Origin of the sequence: Paraburkholderia sediminicola, assembly GCF_046030555.1 — a bacterium.
Classification (GTDB): Bacteria; Pseudomonadota; Gammaproteobacteria; order Burkholderiales; family Burkholderiaceae; genus Paraburkholderia; species Paraburkholderia sediminicola_E.
The window spans coordinates 55551-70815 of the sequence record NZ_JAQQCH010000007.1 but is presented as its reverse complement, the minus strand read 5'-3'; the positions used below and the strand labels follow the sequence as shown (position 1 = coordinate 70815).

The window sequence follows — 15265 nt, the reverse complement described above, 5'->3', positions numbered from 1 at the left end:
CTGCACAATGGCGCAACGGCCCGCTTTTTACCGGAGCGCGTTTCTTCCTCCGTTCTGAACCACGCCCTAGCCCGCAACTAAAGCCCTCCATGGACCACTCGAAGCGCATCCTGATCGTCGAAGACGACGTCGACATCGCCAACGTGCTGAGCCTTCATCTTCGCGACGAGCGTTACGAAGTCGTGCACAGCGCCGACGGTAACGAAGGGCTGCGATTACTGGAGCAAGGCGGCTGGGACGCGCTGATCCTCGACCTGATGCTGCCGGGCGTCGACGGCCTGGAAATCTGCCGGCGCGCCCGCGCGATGACACGCTATACGCCGATCATCATCACCAGTGCGCGTTCGAGCGAAGTGCACCGGATTCTCGGCCTCGAACTCGGCGCTGACGACTACCTGGCCAAGCCGTTCTCGGTGCTCGAACTAGTTGCGCGCGTCAAGGCGTTGCTGCGGCGCGTCGAAGCCATGGCGAAAGACTCGCGAATCGACGCCGGCAGTCTGCAGATCGCCGGCCTGACGATCGATCCGCTGACCCGCGAGGCCAGCGTCGAAGGCAAGGCCATCGAACTGACGCCGCGAGAATTCGATCTGCTCTATTACTTCGCGCAGCATCCCGGGAAAGTGTTCTCGCGAATGGACCTGCTCAATGCCGTGTGGGGTTATCAGCACGAGGGCTACGAACACACCGTCAACACCCATATCAACCGGCTGCGCGCCAAGATCGAAGCGGATCCCGCCCAGCCCGAGCGCATCCTGACTGTCTGGGGGCGCGGCTACAAGCTGGCCGTGCCGGGCGACGCGCCGCCGCCCGGCAGCGCACATCAGGACGCGCCGTGACGCTGACACTGACCCAGCGACTCTCGCTCGTTTTCTCCGCGCTTCTGCTGGCGTGCTGCGGTGCGTCGGCATGGCTGCAGATCCGTTCGAGCGATCTGCACGAAAAGGAAGTCGTACAAAGCCTGTCGCGCAACCTCGCCGACCATATCGCGCACCGCACCACCCTGATGGATGCGAACGGCTTGAGGCCCGACGCGGTGCGTCAACTGTTCGGCCAGCTGATGATGGTGAATCCGAGCGTCGAGGTGTACCTGCTCGATAACCGTGGACGTATCCAGGGCGACGACGCCCCCGCGGGCCACGTCAAACGCGAGCAGGTGAATCTCGCGCCGATCCGGCAATTCATCGCCGGAGACGCGTTGCCGATCCTCGGCGACGACCCGCGCAGCCTCGACGGGAAAAAGGTGTTCAGCGCCGCACCGCTGCAACTGAGTGGCCAGCAACCCTCCGGCTATATCTATGTCGTCCTGCTCGGCGAGGAGCACGACGCACTCGCCGCACGCGTCGCCGCGAGCTCGGTTCTGCGCACCACGCTGTGGTCGATGGCGCTAGTCGCGCTGCTTGGTTTGCTCGCGGGCCTGACAGCCTTCGGCCTGATCACGCGACCGCTGCGCCGCCTGACCGACGCCATGCGCCGCTTCGACGCCGACGGCGAGCCCGACACCCAGCCGGCCGTGCCGCGCTCGGCGCCGGCCGGACAGCGCGACGAAATCGCCGTGCTCGAAGCAACCTTCGCGCAAATGGCGAACCGCATCGGGGACCAGTGGCGTGCGCTGACGAGACAGGACCAGCAACGGCGCGAGCTGATCGCCAACATTTCACACGACCTGCGCACGCCGCTCACCTCCTTGCACGGCTACCTCGAGACGCTATCGCTCAAGGCCGACACGCTCGGCGAAACCGAGCGCAAACGTTATCTCGCGATTGCGCTCGCACAAAGCGTCAAGGTCGGGCGGCTCGCACAAGCGCTATTCGAACTGGCCCGGCTCGAACACGGCAACGTGCAACTCGCGCTCGAGCAATTCTCGCTGGTCGATCTGGTCCAGGACGTCTTCCAGAAATTCGAATTGCCGGCCGAGGCACGGCACATCCGGCTGCGCGCCGGTATTCCGCCTCGACTGCCGAACGTCTGCGCCGATCTCGGCATGATCGAGCGTGTCCTGACGAATCTGCTCGATAACGCGATTCGCCACACCCCCGCCAACGGGGTAATCGACGTCGATCTTGCCCACAAGGACGACCGCGTATCGGTCACGGTGAGCGACACCGGTCCCGGCATTCCAGCGGAACAGCGCGCGGGACTGTTCGAACGGCCGTTCAGCTCAGGCGGCGCGCATCGCGGCGGCGGACTTGGGTTGCTGATCGTGCAACGCATGCTGCAATTGCATCACAGCCAGATACGCCTGCTCGAGCGTGCGGGACCCGGCACGACATTCTGCTTCGACCTGCCGACAAGCGAGAAGCCGGCTGTCGCGAGCATCCCCCTTTGAGCGATCGAGCGGCCCGGCACCGAGGTGCCGGTGGTCACGTAAGGAGCGCGATCAGATCAGCAGGTCCTCATAGAACGCGCCGAACGGCCGCGTCGGATGGGCGAGCTGGATTTCAAGGATCCAGAGGCCGGCGTCCGGACACGCCGCGAAATCACCCAGATCGCCTGCTTTGTAGATAGCGTGCGGAAAGTCGCTGACGCGGTGGCCCTTGATGTCCAGATTCAGACGCCACCCGAGCGCCGTCGCACGCTGCTCCGCAAAGTCATAGAGCGCTTTGCCGCCCGCGCGCGCCGAGCGCCAGTGCTGCTCCACTTCGTCGAACACGGTCTTCGCGGCCTCCGCGCAGGCCTTCATCTCTGCATCGTTGCCGACCACAAAGGTCGCGCCCGCATCGCCCTCATGCCGATCCCAGACCACGCCCAGGTCGACGAAGAAAATATCGTCGTCCTTGAGTTGCGGGTCCCCGTCCGATCGTTGCTTGAAAGTCTTCAGCGTATTTTCGCCGAAGCGCACCAGCATCGGATGCCAGATACGATCCATGCCCAACGCGTTCAGCACGGTCTTGCATAAGGCCGTCGCCTCCGACTCGAGCATGCCCGGCTGGATCCGCCCGGCCAACCGCTCCACCACTTCCCATGTTTTGCCCTGAGCGTATTTCATCGACTCGAGCACGTATTTGCTTCCGACCGCCTGCTTTGCCGCGCTGTCCATCCGTCCACTCCGGTTATATCCCTCTGAATATAACGAGCGCGAGGCCCAGTGTCCACGACGCGCCTCAGCTTACGGTGTGTCATAAAGACTACAATTTCCCGCAAACTTGTTTACGGATAGACAACGGGTCGATATATTTCGACATATATAACGGGATAAGACGTCTCGGTTCGCCCGAAACCGCTTATACGCCAGACAGATTCGTCGTTGCTCCGACGCTTTTGTCGCCAGGCGGCGAGTACCGTCCACAACGCGGTTTTCGTCCCGCCCCCGTTCAATCGCATCCTCCAGACATTAATCTCTTTCCTGCGCGGCCTCGTGCGGCTTTGCCGTGGGCGCTCGATCAATGCCTGTACCGCTCGCCAACCTGGTTCGCGTAGCGCGTGATGACCACGCACCGCGCGGCCACCCTAAAAGAAGAAGGAAAAAATGAAGAAGACCCTCCTCGCCACCGCTGTCCTCGGAAGCCTCTCATTCAGCGCTCACGCACAGAGCAGCGTCACGCTCTATGGCTTGATCGATGCGGGTATCAGCTACGTGAACAACGCGCGTGCCGGCACGGGCCATGGCAGCCTCGTCAAATACGACGACGGCGTCGCATCGGGCAGTCGTTGGGGCCTGCGTGGCACGGAAGATCTCGGTGGCGGCCTGAAGGCGCTGTTCGTGCTGGAAAACGGTTTTAACAGCGGCAACGGCACGCTCGGCCAAGGCGGTGCGATGTTCGGCCGCCAGGCGTTCGTGGGCCTGTCGCAGAACGGGGTCGGCTCGCTGACGTTCGGTCGCCAGTACTCGTTTTCGACGGATTATCTGGGCGGCACGTATTCGACCGGTAGCCAGACCGTTGCAGGCAACTACGCTTATCACATCAACGACGTCGATCAACTGACTTCCAGCCGGATCAACAACGCGGTCAAGTTCAGCAGCGCGAACTTCTCGGGTTTCACGTTCGGCGCGTTGTACGGCTTCTCGAACCAGGCTGGCGCATTCGCCGGCTCGCCGGCTAGCGGCACGGCCGCTGCACCGGTGGCAGGTTCGTCGCGCGCCTACAGCTTCGGCGCAAACTACGCGAACGGCCCGATCAGCGTCGGCGCAGCGTACACGGACATCCGTTACCCGAGCCAGGCTGTGCCGACCTTCTCGAGCACGATCGCCAACGTGTCGGCGGGCAATGTGCGCGACCTGCGCACGTACGGTATCGGTGGACGCTACGCGATCGGCGCCGCTACGTTGTGGGCCCTGTACACCAACACGCGTTTCGAAACGCTGACGGGTGCTGCGACGACGTTCACCGCCTATGACGCAGGCGCAAAGTACGCGTTCACTGCGGCGTTGACCGTCGGTGCCGGCTATACGTATATGCATCTGGGCAACGCAAACAAGGGCCACTGGAATCAGGGCGACCTGAGCGTCGACTACGCGCTGAGCAAGCGCACCGACGTGTACGCACTGGGCATCTATCAGATCGCTTCGGGTCGCAACGGTACGCAGGACGTGCAGGCCCAGATCGGTTCCAGCACGAGCTTCTTCGGCCCGTCCGGTTCGGGCGCGGACAACCAGTTGGCATTCCGTGTCGGCGTGCGTCACCGCTTCTAAAGATCGGGTTTCGGGCGACAGCGCGCTGCGTTCAGATTTGAACGGCGCGCTGCATCGAAACTGAAAACATGCCGGCCGCCTGATGCGCGGCCGGCATGTCACAGTTGTCCCGGCCGCGGATCGACCACGAAACCACCACGATTCGGCATCACCACACGCGGCAGCGAGGCCGCGTCGAGCGTCGTATTCGCCGGTACGATGCCGTTCCGGTTGAGCAGAAATGCGCTGACCGCGTACACCTCGTCGGCGGAAAGCGACTCGGGTGCGTTGTAAGGCATCGCGCGGCGGATATAGTCGAACAGCGTCGTCGCATAGGGCCAGTAGCTGCCCACGGTGCGCTTCGGCTTCGCGCCCGTCAGCGTGCCCTGTCCGCCCACCAGTTGATCGCCGAGACCACCCTCGTCTTGCGCCCCGTGGCACGCCGCGCATTTCGTGGCGAATACATGCGCGCCGGTCGCGACATCGCCGCTGCCCGCAGGCAAACCGCGGCCATCCGGCGCGACGTCGATGTTCCACGCAGCGAGGTCCTGCTCCGTGAGCGGCGTGCCGATGTCGTGGGACGCCTCGGCGTGCTGCCCGACCGGCGCGATCGTGGAACACGATGCCAGCGCCGCGAGCGACAGCAGCGCGATCAGTGCCACTCGCGCCCGCGTGCGTATCGAACGGCCACCGTCACGCATTGCGCACCTCGCCGCTTGCGTCGACACGCCATTGCTGGATCGCGTTGTAGTGGTACTGCGAATTCAGCCCGCGCGCGGCAACGAGTTCGGCGCGTGTCGGTTGCACATAACCGGTCGAATCGGTGGCGCGCGAGAGAATCGCGGCAGCGCCACCGTCCCAACGCCAGTCCGCCTGAAAACGGGTGAGCGCGCGATCATGAATGGCGCCGTCCAGACGCGCCGGGCGCCACGTCGCGCCGCCATCGGTCGACACGTCCACCTTGCGGATCGTCCCACGCCCAGACCAGGCGAGACCGGTGATCGGGTAATAACCGTGCGTCGTGAGGCGATGCCCCGGCGACGGCCGCGTAATCACCGACTTCGCGTCCATCTCGAACGCAAACTGACGCGCGGTGCCGTTCGCGAGCAGGCTGGTGTATTTCGACGTTTCCTCGCGGGTTTGCAACGGCGCATCGACCACCTTCAGCCGACGCAGCCACTTGACGTTCGTATTGCCCTCGAAGCCCGGAACGATCAAACGCAACGGATAACCGTTCTCCGGGCGCAAGCGTTCGCCGTTTTGCGCGTAGACCACGAGCGCGCGATCGAGTATCCGTTCGAGCGGCAAGCTGCGCGCCATCACAGCGGCGTCCGCGCCTTCCGCCAGCAACCAGCCGCCGCCTGTGGCATTGCCGGATGTCGATACACCGCCCACCTCCTCCAGCAACGTCGACAAACGCACGCCGGTCCATTCGCAGCACGACAGCAGACCATGCGTGAGTTGCACCGGCATGCCGCTCGGGCCATTCCATTCGTTACCGGTATTACCGGAGCATTCGAGAAAATGAATACGCGATTCGGACGGCAGGCGCAACAGCTCGTCCATTGTGAACAGCTTCGGGGTACGTACGAGGCCATGAATGGCCAGCCGATGCTGATCGGGATCGATGTCAGGCACGCCGCCGTGATGACGTTCGTAGACCAGCCCGTTGGGCGTGAGCGTGCCGTGCAGATCGGCGAGCGGCGTCATCGACGACGCCGCGCCGGGCAGCGGCCACGTGCGCGCACTTCGGCGTACTACATCCGCCTCGTGCGGCGAAGGCACGCCGTAGGGATGCTCGAGGATGGGCGCGCCCGGCACGCGGCTCGATTGCGCCACCGCGAGCGGCTTAAGCAGTTCGCTTGCGGTGGCGGCTTGGGAAGCAACCAGGCCGCCGGCTGCCAGACGACCCAGGAGTCGACGGCGGCCGCGCGACGGCGGAGAGTTGTGCGGATTCATCATGGCGTCGGCACATCGTAGGCAAGCCGATTAGCCTAACGATGCCTACTGTCACGGCCAAACGATAAATTCGACTATCGATCGACGCAGACCGCATATCAGACGGATATGGCCCGCCGTTAAGCCAGCACGTTCGAGAACACCCGATCCGCCAGACGGTTCGAATCGGTCCCGCTATTGAGCACGCCGACCGCCTTCAGATCGTCGGCATACAGCGAGATTTCCTTCTTGAACGCATCGCCGACCGGATGATGGCGATCGGTATGGCTCTTGAGCATCGCCGTCAATTGGCCCACATCGGCGGACGGCGTATAGACCGAGAAAATGGCGGCCGCGTCAGCCGGATGATTGGCGGTCCACTCGGTCGCTTCGAGCAGCGCCTGCGTCAATGCCTGCGCGGTAGCGCGATCCTTGCGCACCAGCGAACCGCGCACGCCAAGCACACAGCATGAACGCGTCTGATATTCGCCGCACAGATTGTTCGACACTTCATAAAGGTGGTCGGATTCGCGAATCGACCAGATGGTCGGGTCACCATCCGCGATGGCCTGCACTTCGCCCTTCTTCAGCGCCTCGCCCAACAGGTTCGCCGGATACTGGCGCCAGTTCACATCGCGCTCCGGATCGACGCCGATCTTCTTCAACACGATGGCGAAGAAATTCTTGGTCGGACTCGCCATATCGCTGACGCCGATCGTACGGCCCTTCAGTCCCGCCACATCGACAATGCCCGACGCGCGGGTGGCCAGCAAACGCATGCAGCCGCCGTGAATCCCGGCGGTCAGTTTCACATCGAAACCCTGCTCCAGCGGTTTGATCCAGCGCAGCGCCATGCCGACGCCTGCGTCGGATTTGCCCGTCGCAATGGCCTCGAGCAACTGGTCCGTCGAACCCGAAAAATTCACGAGTTCCACCTGCAAACCGTGCCGCTCGAAGAAACCCTGCTTCACCGCGACGGCCACCGGCGCGGTACAGATCGCGCCCGCGTTCCAGGAAAGCTTGAGCGGCTTGAGCGGCGTTTGAGCGAAAGCGAGCGTTCCCGGTATCAACGACGCACCACCGAGCGCCGCGGCTCCCGCCGTCCAGGCTGTCCTGCGCAACCACGCGCGACGAGCCGGACTCAGCGGAGATTCATCGTAGGGATTCATGGGTGACTGTTCCTCAGGTCGTTATCGATTGTTTTATTCGTTCAGGTGTCCAGCCCGAGCTGGGCAAGCACCTCGCGGCGCAGCGCCACCAGTTTCGGATCGTCGCGATGGCGCGGATACGGCGCGTCGTTACGCACCTCGGCGACCACGCGCGCCGGGCGTTCACTGAAGACGATCACGCGGTCGGCGAGCAACAGGGCCTCTTCCACGTCGTGCGTCACCAGCAGCACGGAAAAGCGGGCGTCCTGCCAGAGCCGCGCCAGTTCACCCTGCATGCGGATGCGCGTGAGGGAGTCGAGCTTGCCAAACGGTTCGTCCAGCACCAGCAGCGCCGGATCATTGACGAGCGCGCGGGCCAGCGCGACCCGCTGCGCCATGCCGCCCGATAACTGATGCGGAAACGCTTCGGCAAAATCACCAAGACCGACCAGTTCCAGCACAGCATCGATTCGTTGCTGCACCCCGTCCTCTTGCAGATCACTGCGCCTCACGAAGCGTTTGCGCTGCGCCTGCGGACCGATCCCAACGTTGCCGCGCACCGTACGCCACGGGTACAAGGTCGGATCCTGGAACACCACCACGCGCGACGGATCGGGGCCCGTGATCACGGCGCCGTCCGCCTGCACCGTGCCCTGCGTCGGCGTATCGAGGCCGGCGACGAGCCGCAGCAAGGTGGACTTGCCACAACCGCTAGGGCCGAGCAGCGCGACGAATTCGCCCGGCTCGACCGCGAAGCTGACGTCCTGCAATACCGGCAACGCTGCGCCGCGGAGCGCGAATTGATGGCTAACATGGCGCACGTCGATGCGCGCACCGTCACGAACCGGCGCCGCAGCCGCAGCGGTGGTCTGATTCAGTATTTCGGGTACGGCTACCATTTGAGCAATCCTTTTTGCCACGCCAGCAAGCGGTCACGCAGGCGGAACAGCAACGTGATCAGACCGGAGCACATCAGCGCCATCACCAGCAACGCGGCATACATATTCGAATACGCGGCCCAGCCCTGCGCCCATTGCAGATACCAGCCGAGCCCCGCCTTCACGCCCATCATTTCCGCGACGATCAGCACGGAAAACGATGCGCCGAGACCCATGAACAGGCCGACGAACACCGACGGCAGCGCCGCCGGAATCGCGACGCGCAGGATCAGAAAGCCAGGTCTCGCGCCGAGCGTGCGCGCGATGTCGTAGTAGGCCGGATTGACGCCGGCCACACCCGACCAGGTCAGCACGGCAACCGGAAACGCCGTCGCCAGCGCGATCAGGAATACGCTGGCACTAAAGCTCGAAGGAAAGAAGAAGAACGCCAGCGGCAACCACGCGGTAGCCGGTAGCGGTCCGATCAGGCGCAGGACCGGATGGACCCAGTAGCTCACGGCCTGCGACCAGCCGATGCTCACCCCTGTCACGAAACCCGCCGCCGCGCCTAACGCGTAGCCATAAGCCAGCAAGCCAAACGAATGCACGACGCTCGACCCGAGCCGCGGGTAGTCTTCCACGAAGACGCCGATCAGCGCTTGCGGTGGCGCGAAAAAAGGCCGCGGCAGCCATTCGAGTTGCGCCGTGACCGCTTCCCATGCGCTCACGCCAAGCGCCAGCGCGAGCAGCCACGGCATTGCTCCAAGCCATGCGCTGGTGCGCGTGGGTGTCGCCGCCTGAATGGACGAACTGCGCCATCCCGCGACTGCCGTCGCGACGGCAAATGCCGCGAGCAACAGTTTGAGCGCGATGAACTCCTTCGTGTACGGCCAGTCGTCCAGACTCGGCCACCATTCGGTCAGCGCTGCGCTGCCGGACCACGCAATGGCAGCGAGCCCCGCGATCAGGACGCCGCGTGAAAGCCCATGCCGTGTTACGGCACGGTCGATGCCGCCGGTTTCCGCGCCGATGGCCGGCGCTCGTGTGGCGATCGATTCGAACTGAGTGGACATAACGGTTCCAGCCTCCTGCCTTGTTGACTTAGCGTGACGGCGTGCGGGAAGCCGACTTCATGCGGCGTCGACCTTGTCGCGCTGCCAGACGCTGTGTGCATAGACCGATTCATCGAAATCGGCGGCGATGTCGCCATGAATACGTGCTTCATGCGCGTCCAGATCGGCGAGGAATAGATCGCGGCTGATTCGCTGCACCACGGCGGGAATGTCGCGCTTCATGCTCGGCACGTCGCCGACCGGCAAACCGAAACTCACGAAGGCCGCCGGGTTGTAGACGTGGATATGCTTCAGGTAAGGCGCATCGCCCTCGATCTTCTCGAGGTATTCGAGCGCGGCGCCGAGATACGGATGGGAGCCGAGCGCGTCGTCGCTATCGCTTGCGGCGGGCACGTATTGATCGCGCCACAAGCGGATATGCCCGGCGATCGGCGCCAGTTCCGGCCGCAGCGCGGGATCGATAACGTAGCCCGTGCCGGCAATCACGAAATCGAATGCAAACGGCTCACCCGCCACGTCGGTCTCCACGCGCTCGTCCCTGACGCGTACATGTGTCCACGACGCGCCGGGATGCAGATGAAAGTTCGCAAAGCGTGTGACGCGCTCCACGGCGTCGAGCGGCGGCGTCGAACCGGCGCGGCGGAAACGCCGCGCCTGCGACCAACGAATCGCATCGGGCAAATGGAAATAGTTGTCGTACGCGCCGGGATAGGCGCGTGCGCGGGTTACCGGCACTGAAGCAATCTGCGCACGTCGGGCGAACAGGTGCACCTGACTTGCGCCGGCTTCGAGCGCCGTGGCCGCCGCATCGAATGCCGATGCCGCGGCGCCGATCACCGCCACGGATTGACCACGCAGTGCCGCGAAATCGATCGCCTCGGAGGTGTGGGCGAGAAGCGTCGTCGGAAGGCTTTTCAGCACGGCGGGAATGTTCGGTCCGCCATTGCCCGCCACACCATTGCCGAGGACGATCTTGCGCGCCGTCTCGACAACGGTCCGAACCGTCGCGCCGTCACGTACTTCCAGATGCAAACGAAAGTGCTCACCCACAGGTTCGATCCGCGTCAGACGTGTGCCGTAGCGAATCGAAATCTCGAGGAAATGCCGGTACCACGCGAGATACTCTGCCCAGCGCGTGCGCGGAATCCGGTCGATCTCCGCGTAAGACCCAGCACCGAAGCGCGCCTCGTACCACGCCTGAAAGCTCAGTCCGGGCAAGCCCGCCTCCGGACCCGCCAACGACTTCGGTGTGCGCAACTTATTCATGCGGGCGCGGTTCAACCAGACACCCGATTGGCCTTCGTCGGCTGCGGCGTCGATCACACTAACCTGACCGATGCCCGCGCGTCTCAGGGCGAACGCGAACGCTGTCCCGGTTTGCCCGCCGCCGACAATCACCACGTTATGGTCGATGCCATCGCGCGGCGGAACCCAGTTCTCGGGCGACGGACCGATCAGCCGTAATGTATCTAGCGCGTGTTGATCGGGGTGGATGGATTGCGTCATGGTGTCGGGTTCAGCCAGGATATTGGAAAGCAGGCGTATACGTCGAAATCGGATGGCACGGCCATCGGACAATCAAGTATCCGGGTGCCGCCGGCGTACCCAAACCAACAAATTTCGCTTTGCTTATTTGTTTTCCCCGAGTGTCACGATTGCGCCCTCATAGCCAGCCAGATGGCAGGTTCGAACTCCCGCAGATTTTCTTATCAGCAATGATTGGTTGGATTCGAGCGCACGCGAATCTAACGTGTAGTGCCGGAGATCAGCCCGCCTGAGCATTTCCACCTCGTTCCCTTCTCTCGATTGGTAACGCCGCATGCGCTATTTTCGTCTGCTGAAAACTTTCGTCGCCGTAGCGGCCCTGTCGCTCACCGCGGTCCACGCGTATGCCGATAAGCCCGCGGTGATTCGCATCGGCGTCGCGCAACAAGGTACCGGCGATCCCCCTTCTTTCGGCGGGTCGCCTGCCGCTACAGTGCAATTGCAGCAGTCGCTCGAAAAAGAGTTCGCTGCCGACGGCATCAAGGTCGAATGGCTGTTCTTCAAAGGCGCCGGCCCCGCTGTCAACGAAGCGATCGCCGACAAATCGCTCGACTTCGCCTTTCAAGGCGACTTGCCCGCGGTGCTGGCTCGCGCCAATGGCCTGAAAACCCACCTTCTGCTCGCCTCGGGCGTGCGCACCGGCATCAAGATCGCGGTCCCCACGGATTCGGACGTGCACTCGATCAAGGACCTCAAAGGCCGCCGCGTATCGATCTTTCGCGGTACCAATCTGCAACTGGTCGCCGACAACGCGCTCGCCGCCAATCAGCTCGACGAACGCGATCTGCGCGTGATCAATCTCGATACCGCCAGCTCGCTCGCCGCGCTGGCCTCCAAAGGTATCGATGCGTCGGTCAACGATTACCATCTGTATAAGCTGCGCGACCAGGGGCTGGCGAAAATCATCTACGAATCGCAGAACGATGGACCGCAATTCACGCGTCAATCGCATCTGCTAGTGCTCGACGACTTCGATCACGCGCATCCGGATGTCGTGCAACGCGTCGTCAACGTATTCGTCAAAGGCGCGCAATGGTCGTCCGATGAAGCGAACCGCGACGCGCTCTTCAAGCTGTGGGCAAAGAGCGGTGTGCCCTATTCCTCGTGGCAGGCCGAGTTCGCGAATCAAAGCCTGAAAGACCGCAATTCGCCGTTGATCGACCCGTTCATCGTCGCGCGCTATAAAGCCGTCGCGGCCGATGCGCTGAAACTCAAACTGATCCGTCAACCAGTCGAGGTCGATAGCTGGTTCGAGACGAAATATCTCGACAACGCGCTGCGCACGCAGAAACTCGACCACTACTGGACGCGCTACGACGCTGCCGGCAAGCCGCTCAGCTAAAACGGGAGCGATCAAGATGAGCGAAACCGCATTCCCGGTCGAGCGCAAACGGCTCGGCCCCATTGCAGAGGCCCCTGAGGTGCCCGAGGCGCCGCTGCATCGCAATCCCCGGTTGCGCGCATTCGCCTGGCAGCTTGCGCCATGGGTGTTGCCGGCCGTCCTGCTCGCCTTATGGGCGACGGGTTGCGAACGCGGCTGGATCGCGCCGCAAATCCTGCCGCCGCCCGAGCGCGTATTCGACACCTTCGTCGAACTGGCGAAGAGCGGCGATCTCACGCGCAACACGCTGATCAGTCTGCAACGTGTGCTGCTCGGCTTCGGTGCGGGCACACTACTCGGCTTCGTGCTTGGCGCGGCGCTCGGTCTATCGCGCACCTTCGAAGCTTATGTGCTGCCGAGCTTCAATGCGCTGGTACAGATTCCCGTACTCGGCTGGTTGCCGTTTCTGCTGCTGCTCGTAGGCGTTGGGGAGCCGCTCAAATACATTCTGATCGCGCACGCCGCGCTTGTTCCAGTGACCTTGAGCACGCTGCAAGGATTCAGGCAGACACCCGCCTCGCTCGATGAAGTCGCGCGCGTATTCGAATACAACCACTGGCAGCGGATCGTCTATCTCGTACTGCCCGCTGCCGTGCCGACGCTCGCCACCGGCGTGCGGCTCGCCTTCACCAAAGCCTGGCTCGCGCTGGTGGTCGTCGAACTGGTGGCGTCGTCGGAAGGGCTTGGCTATCTGATCGTCTACGGCCGGCAACTGTTTCAGCTCGACCTCGTGATGGCGTCGGTGGTCGTGGTGGGTGCGATTGGTTACGCGGTGAACCGATCGCTGGACGCACTCGAAGCACGTTTGCGGCGCGGACAGCCGTCAGCGTTTCGTGAGTGAGCGCGCCCACTGCTACACCGCACATGAGGAATCCACGATGAGTCTCTTCTCCTTCAAGCAGTCGACACCCCCCGCCGATACGTCCTGCGACTGCAACGTGCCCGCCGCCTTCCGCCGCGCGGCGCGACCACGCCGGTCGCTGCTCGCCCGCGTCGACGGGCGCGGCGCCGTATTGCCACTTGTCGCTATTGCGATCTGGTGGGCGGTCTCGGAGGCGCACATGGTCAAAAGCGGCTTGCTGGTAAGTCCCGCGCAAGTCCTTGCCACGGCGTGGCAACAGATCGTCAGCGGTGCGCTTTTCAAGGCCCTTTCCGCGTCGCTTGCACGCGAAGCGAGCGGCTTCGTGATCGGCACGCTCGGCGGCCTGCTGCTCGGCAGCGTGCTCGGCTTCTCACGGCTCGCCACACGCATGGTCGGTCCGAGCTTCGACACGTTCAAGCAGATCTCGCTGTTCGCGTGGATCCCCCTGATCTCGGTATGGTTCGGCCTTGGTGACGCGGCAAAGGTCGTGTTCCTGTCGCTCGCCGCATTGCTACCGGTCGCCGCTCATACGTGCGACGGCATCCATGCCGTACCACGCGCTTATATCGAAGTCGCGCGCGCCTTCCGTTATACGCGATGGCAACTCATCCGCGCCGTCATTCTGCCGGCCGCATTGCCGTCGATTTTCACGGGTATCTATCTCGCGCTGATCTATTCGTGGCTCGCCACACTCGGTGCCGAATATCTGCTGGTGGCCGGCAGCGGCATCGGTAACACGCTGATCGACGGCAGCGAGCAGTTCCGCATGGATCTGGTGCTGTTCGGCGTGATCGTGGTCGGTCTGACCGGCTGGGCGTTGAACGCGCTGGCACGCGCCGTGGAGCGTGCGGTTTTTGCACGCCGCTCCCCTGCCGCTGCTCGCTAGACACACGCCGAACACGCACTGAATACGCACTGATTACGCACTGAATACGAACGACAAGGACAGGACCGCACATGACGTCTTCCACGCTCTCCGAAAGCATCGACATTCTCCATGTCAGCAAGCGCTATGCACAGCAGGACGGCACGCCACTCGCGGTGCTCGACGACATCAGCCTGCGCGTGCGTCCCGGCGAGTTTGTCAGCGTGGTCGGCTCCAGCGGCTGTGGCAAGTCAACGTTGCTGCGGCTGATCGCGGGCCTGGACACGGACTACACGGGCGACATCGTCGTCGCGGGCGAAAAGGTGCGTGACACGTCGCTCGAACGAGGGATCGTGTTTCAGGACCATCGCCTGTTTCCCTGGCTCACGGCGTCACAAAACATTCTTGCCGCGCTGCGTAACGCCCCGCTATCGGCGCTCGAAAAACGTGACGCCGTTGCGCAACATATCGCGCTCGTCGGCCTGAACGGCTTTGAGCACGCGTATCCGCATCAACTGTCGGGCGGCATGGCACAGCGTGTCGCGATTGCACGCGGTCTCGTGAACCGCCCACGCGTGCTCCTGCTCGACGAACCGTTCGGCGCGCTGGACGCGCTCACACGCGGCCGCCTGCAAAACGAATTGCAACGCATCTGGGAACACGAACGCATCACGATGATTCTCGTCACGCACGACGTTGACGAAGCCCTTTACCTCGGCGACCGCGTCGTCACGATGGCGCCGCGCCCGGGGCGCATCAAACGAATCGTCGACGTCGCTTTGCCGCGCCCGCGCGAGCGTAACGATCCCCGCTTCATTCGTTTGCGCGACGAGGTGCTGGCCGATTTCGCGGAGCAGGATGGCGGGCGACGTGAAGCTCACGGGGACGATACACCGCCAGGTGGCACACGAATCCCAGTGGCTAGTCCGCCGATCACCGAATGGCGGCTCGCATGGTGACATGCAC

14 protein-coding genes are annotated in these 15265 nt (G+C 63.4%); 7 read left to right on the top strand and 7 right to left on the bottom strand.

The window, feature by feature from the left end:
- Positions 1 to 89 precede the first annotated feature (89 nt).
- Together PQQ52_RS12645 and PQQ52_RS12640 are read left to right on the top strand one after the other, a co-directional pair.
- On the top strand, positions 90 to 836 hold the full coding sequence (locus PQQ52_RS12645; protein WP_408211213.1) for a response regulator transcription factor: 747 nt from the start codon (positions 90 to 92) through the stop codon (positions 834 to 836).
- Complete coding sequence (locus tag PQQ52_RS12640) at positions 833 to 2326, top strand: sensor histidine kinase (protein ID WP_408211210.1); 1494 nt, start codon at positions 833 to 835, stop codon at positions 2324 to 2326. Before PQQ52_RS12645 ends, PQQ52_RS12640 begins: the two co-directional genes overlap by 4 nt.
- Positions 2327 to 2377: 51 nt before the next feature.
- On the opposite strand, the gene PQQ52_RS12635 is transcribed toward PQQ52_RS12640, so the two are convergent.
- Complete coding sequence (locus tag PQQ52_RS12635; protein ID WP_408211207.1) at positions 2378 to 3037, bottom strand: M24 family metallopeptidase; 660 nt, start codon at positions 3035 to 3037, stop codon at positions 2378 to 2380.
- Between the two features lie 429 nt (positions 3038 to 3466).
- Between PQQ52_RS12635 and PQQ52_RS12630 the strand changes: the two genes are divergently transcribed.
- Positions 3467 to 4630: a porin gene (locus PQQ52_RS12630; RefSeq protein WP_408211204.1), complete on the top strand. Its 1164-nt coding sequence runs from the start codon at positions 3467 to 3469 to the stop codon at positions 4628 to 4630.
- 98 nt (positions 4631 to 4728) lie between these two features.
- On the opposite strand, the gene PQQ52_RS12625 is transcribed toward PQQ52_RS12630, so the two are convergent.
- The 6 genes from PQQ52_RS12625 to PQQ52_RS12600 form a co-directional block, all read right to left on the bottom strand.
- On the bottom strand, positions 4729 to 5310 hold the full coding sequence (locus tag PQQ52_RS12625; RefSeq protein WP_408211201.1) for a c-type cytochrome: 582 nt from the start codon (positions 5308 to 5310) through the stop codon (positions 4729 to 4731).
- Positions 5303 to 6571 (bottom strand): sulfite dehydrogenase, encoded by a 1269-nt coding sequence (soxC, locus tag PQQ52_RS12620; RefSeq protein WP_408211198.1) that lies wholly within the window; start codon positions 6569 to 6571, stop codon positions 5303 to 5305. The genes PQQ52_RS12625 and soxC overlap by 8 nt, the downstream gene beginning before the upstream one ends.
- A gap of 116 nt (positions 6572 to 6687) precedes the next feature.
- Positions 6688 to 7716 (bottom strand): ABC transporter substrate-binding protein, encoded by a 1029-nt coding sequence (locus tag PQQ52_RS12615; protein ID WP_408211195.1) that lies wholly within the window; start codon positions 7714 to 7716, stop codon positions 6688 to 6690.
- Positions 7717 to 7757: 41 nt separating this feature from the next.
- A complete protein-coding gene (locus PQQ52_RS12610) occupies positions 7758 to 8594 on the bottom strand; it encodes an ABC transporter ATP-binding protein (protein ID WP_408211192.1) in 837 nt (278 codons plus the stop codon).
- Positions 8588 to 9646 carry an ABC transporter permease gene (locus PQQ52_RS12605; RefSeq protein WP_408211189.1) on the bottom strand — a complete coding sequence of 353 codons (1059 nt, stop codon included), beginning with the start codon at positions 9644 to 9646 and terminating at the stop codon, positions 8588 to 8590. The genes PQQ52_RS12610 and PQQ52_RS12605 overlap by 7 nt, the downstream gene beginning before the upstream one ends.
- 57 nt (positions 9647 to 9703) lie before the next feature.
- A complete protein-coding gene (locus PQQ52_RS12600) occupies positions 9704 to 11152 on the bottom strand; it encodes a SidA/IucD/PvdA family monooxygenase (RefSeq protein ID WP_408211186.1) in 1449 nt (482 codons plus the stop codon).
- 313 nt (positions 11153 to 11465) lie between these two features.
- Here PQQ52_RS12600 and PQQ52_RS12595 point away from each other — a divergent pair, with 313 nt between their 5' ends.
- From PQQ52_RS12595 to PQQ52_RS12580, 4 genes are all read left to right on the top strand, one after another.
- Positions 11466 to 12533: an ABC transporter substrate-binding protein gene (locus PQQ52_RS12595; RefSeq protein WP_408211184.1), complete on the top strand. Its 1068-nt coding sequence runs from the start codon at positions 11466 to 11468 to the stop codon at positions 12531 to 12533.
- A 16-nt stretch (positions 12534 to 12549) separates the two neighbouring features.
- Positions 12550 to 13413 carry an ABC transporter permease gene (locus PQQ52_RS12590; RefSeq protein ID WP_408211181.1) on the top strand — a complete coding sequence of 288 codons (864 nt, stop codon included), beginning with the start codon at positions 12550 to 12552 and terminating at the stop codon, positions 13411 to 13413.
- 37 nt (positions 13414 to 13450) lie between these two features.
- Positions 13451 to 14320, top strand: a complete 870-nt coding sequence (locus PQQ52_RS12585; RefSeq protein ID WP_408211178.1) for an ABC transporter permease — start codon at positions 13451 to 13453, stop codon at positions 14318 to 14320.
- A gap of 71 nt (positions 14321 to 14391) precedes the next feature.
- On the top strand, positions 14392 to 15258 hold the full coding sequence (locus tag PQQ52_RS12580) for an ABC transporter ATP-binding protein (RefSeq protein ID WP_408211175.1): 867 nt from the start codon (positions 14392 to 14394) through the stop codon (positions 15256 to 15258).
- The last annotated feature ends 7 nt before the right edge of the window (positions 15259 to 15265 follow it).

Excerpts from the sequence above, each read along its gene's own strand:
- PQQ52_RS12645 (WP_408211213.1), top strand. The coding sequence starts at position 90 with ATGGACCACTCGAAGCGCATCCTGATCGTCGAAGACGACGTCGACATC.
- PQQ52_RS12635 (WP_408211207.1), bottom strand. The coding sequence starts at position 3,037 with ATGGACAGCGCGGCAAAGCAGGCGGTCGGAAGCAAATACGTGCTCGAG.
- PQQ52_RS12630 (WP_408211204.1), top strand. The coding sequence starts at position 3,467 with ATGAAGAAGACCCTCCTCGCCACCGCTGTCCTCGGAAGCCTCTCATTC.
- PQQ52_RS12625 (WP_408211201.1), bottom strand. The coding sequence starts at position 5,310 with ATGCGTGACGGTGGCCGTTCGATACGCACGCGGGCGCGAGTGGCACTG.
- soxC (WP_408211198.1), bottom strand. The coding sequence starts at position 6,571 with ATGATGAATCCGCACAACTCTCCGCCGTCGCGCGGCCGCCGTCGACTC.
- PQQ52_RS12615 (WP_408211195.1), bottom strand. The coding sequence starts at position 7,716 with ATGAATCCCTACGATGAATCTCCGCTGAGTCCGGCTCGTCGCGCGTGG.
- PQQ52_RS12610 (WP_408211192.1), bottom strand. The coding sequence starts at position 8,594 with ATGGTAGCCGTACCCGAAATACTGAATCAGACCACCGCTGCGGCTGCG.
- PQQ52_RS12605 (WP_408211189.1), bottom strand. The coding sequence starts at position 9,646 with ATGTCCACTCAGTTCGAATCGATCGCCACACGAGCGCCGGCCATCGGC.
- PQQ52_RS12600 (WP_408211186.1), bottom strand. The coding sequence starts at position 11,152 with ATGACGCAATCCATCCACCCCGATCAACACGCGCTAGATACATTACGG.
- PQQ52_RS12595 (WP_408211184.1), top strand. The coding sequence starts at position 11,466 with ATGCGCTATTTTCGTCTGCTGAAAACTTTCGTCGCCGTAGCGGCCCTG.
- PQQ52_RS12590 (WP_408211181.1), top strand. The coding sequence starts at position 12,550 with ATGAGCGAAACCGCATTCCCGGTCGAGCGCAAACGGCTCGGCCCCATT.
- PQQ52_RS12585 (WP_408211178.1), top strand. The coding sequence starts at position 13,451 with ATGAGTCTCTTCTCCTTCAAGCAGTCGACACCCCCCGCCGATACGTCC.
- PQQ52_RS12580 (WP_408211175.1), top strand. The coding sequence starts at position 14,392 with ATGACGTCTTCCACGCTCTCCGAAAGCATCGACATTCTCCATGTCAGC.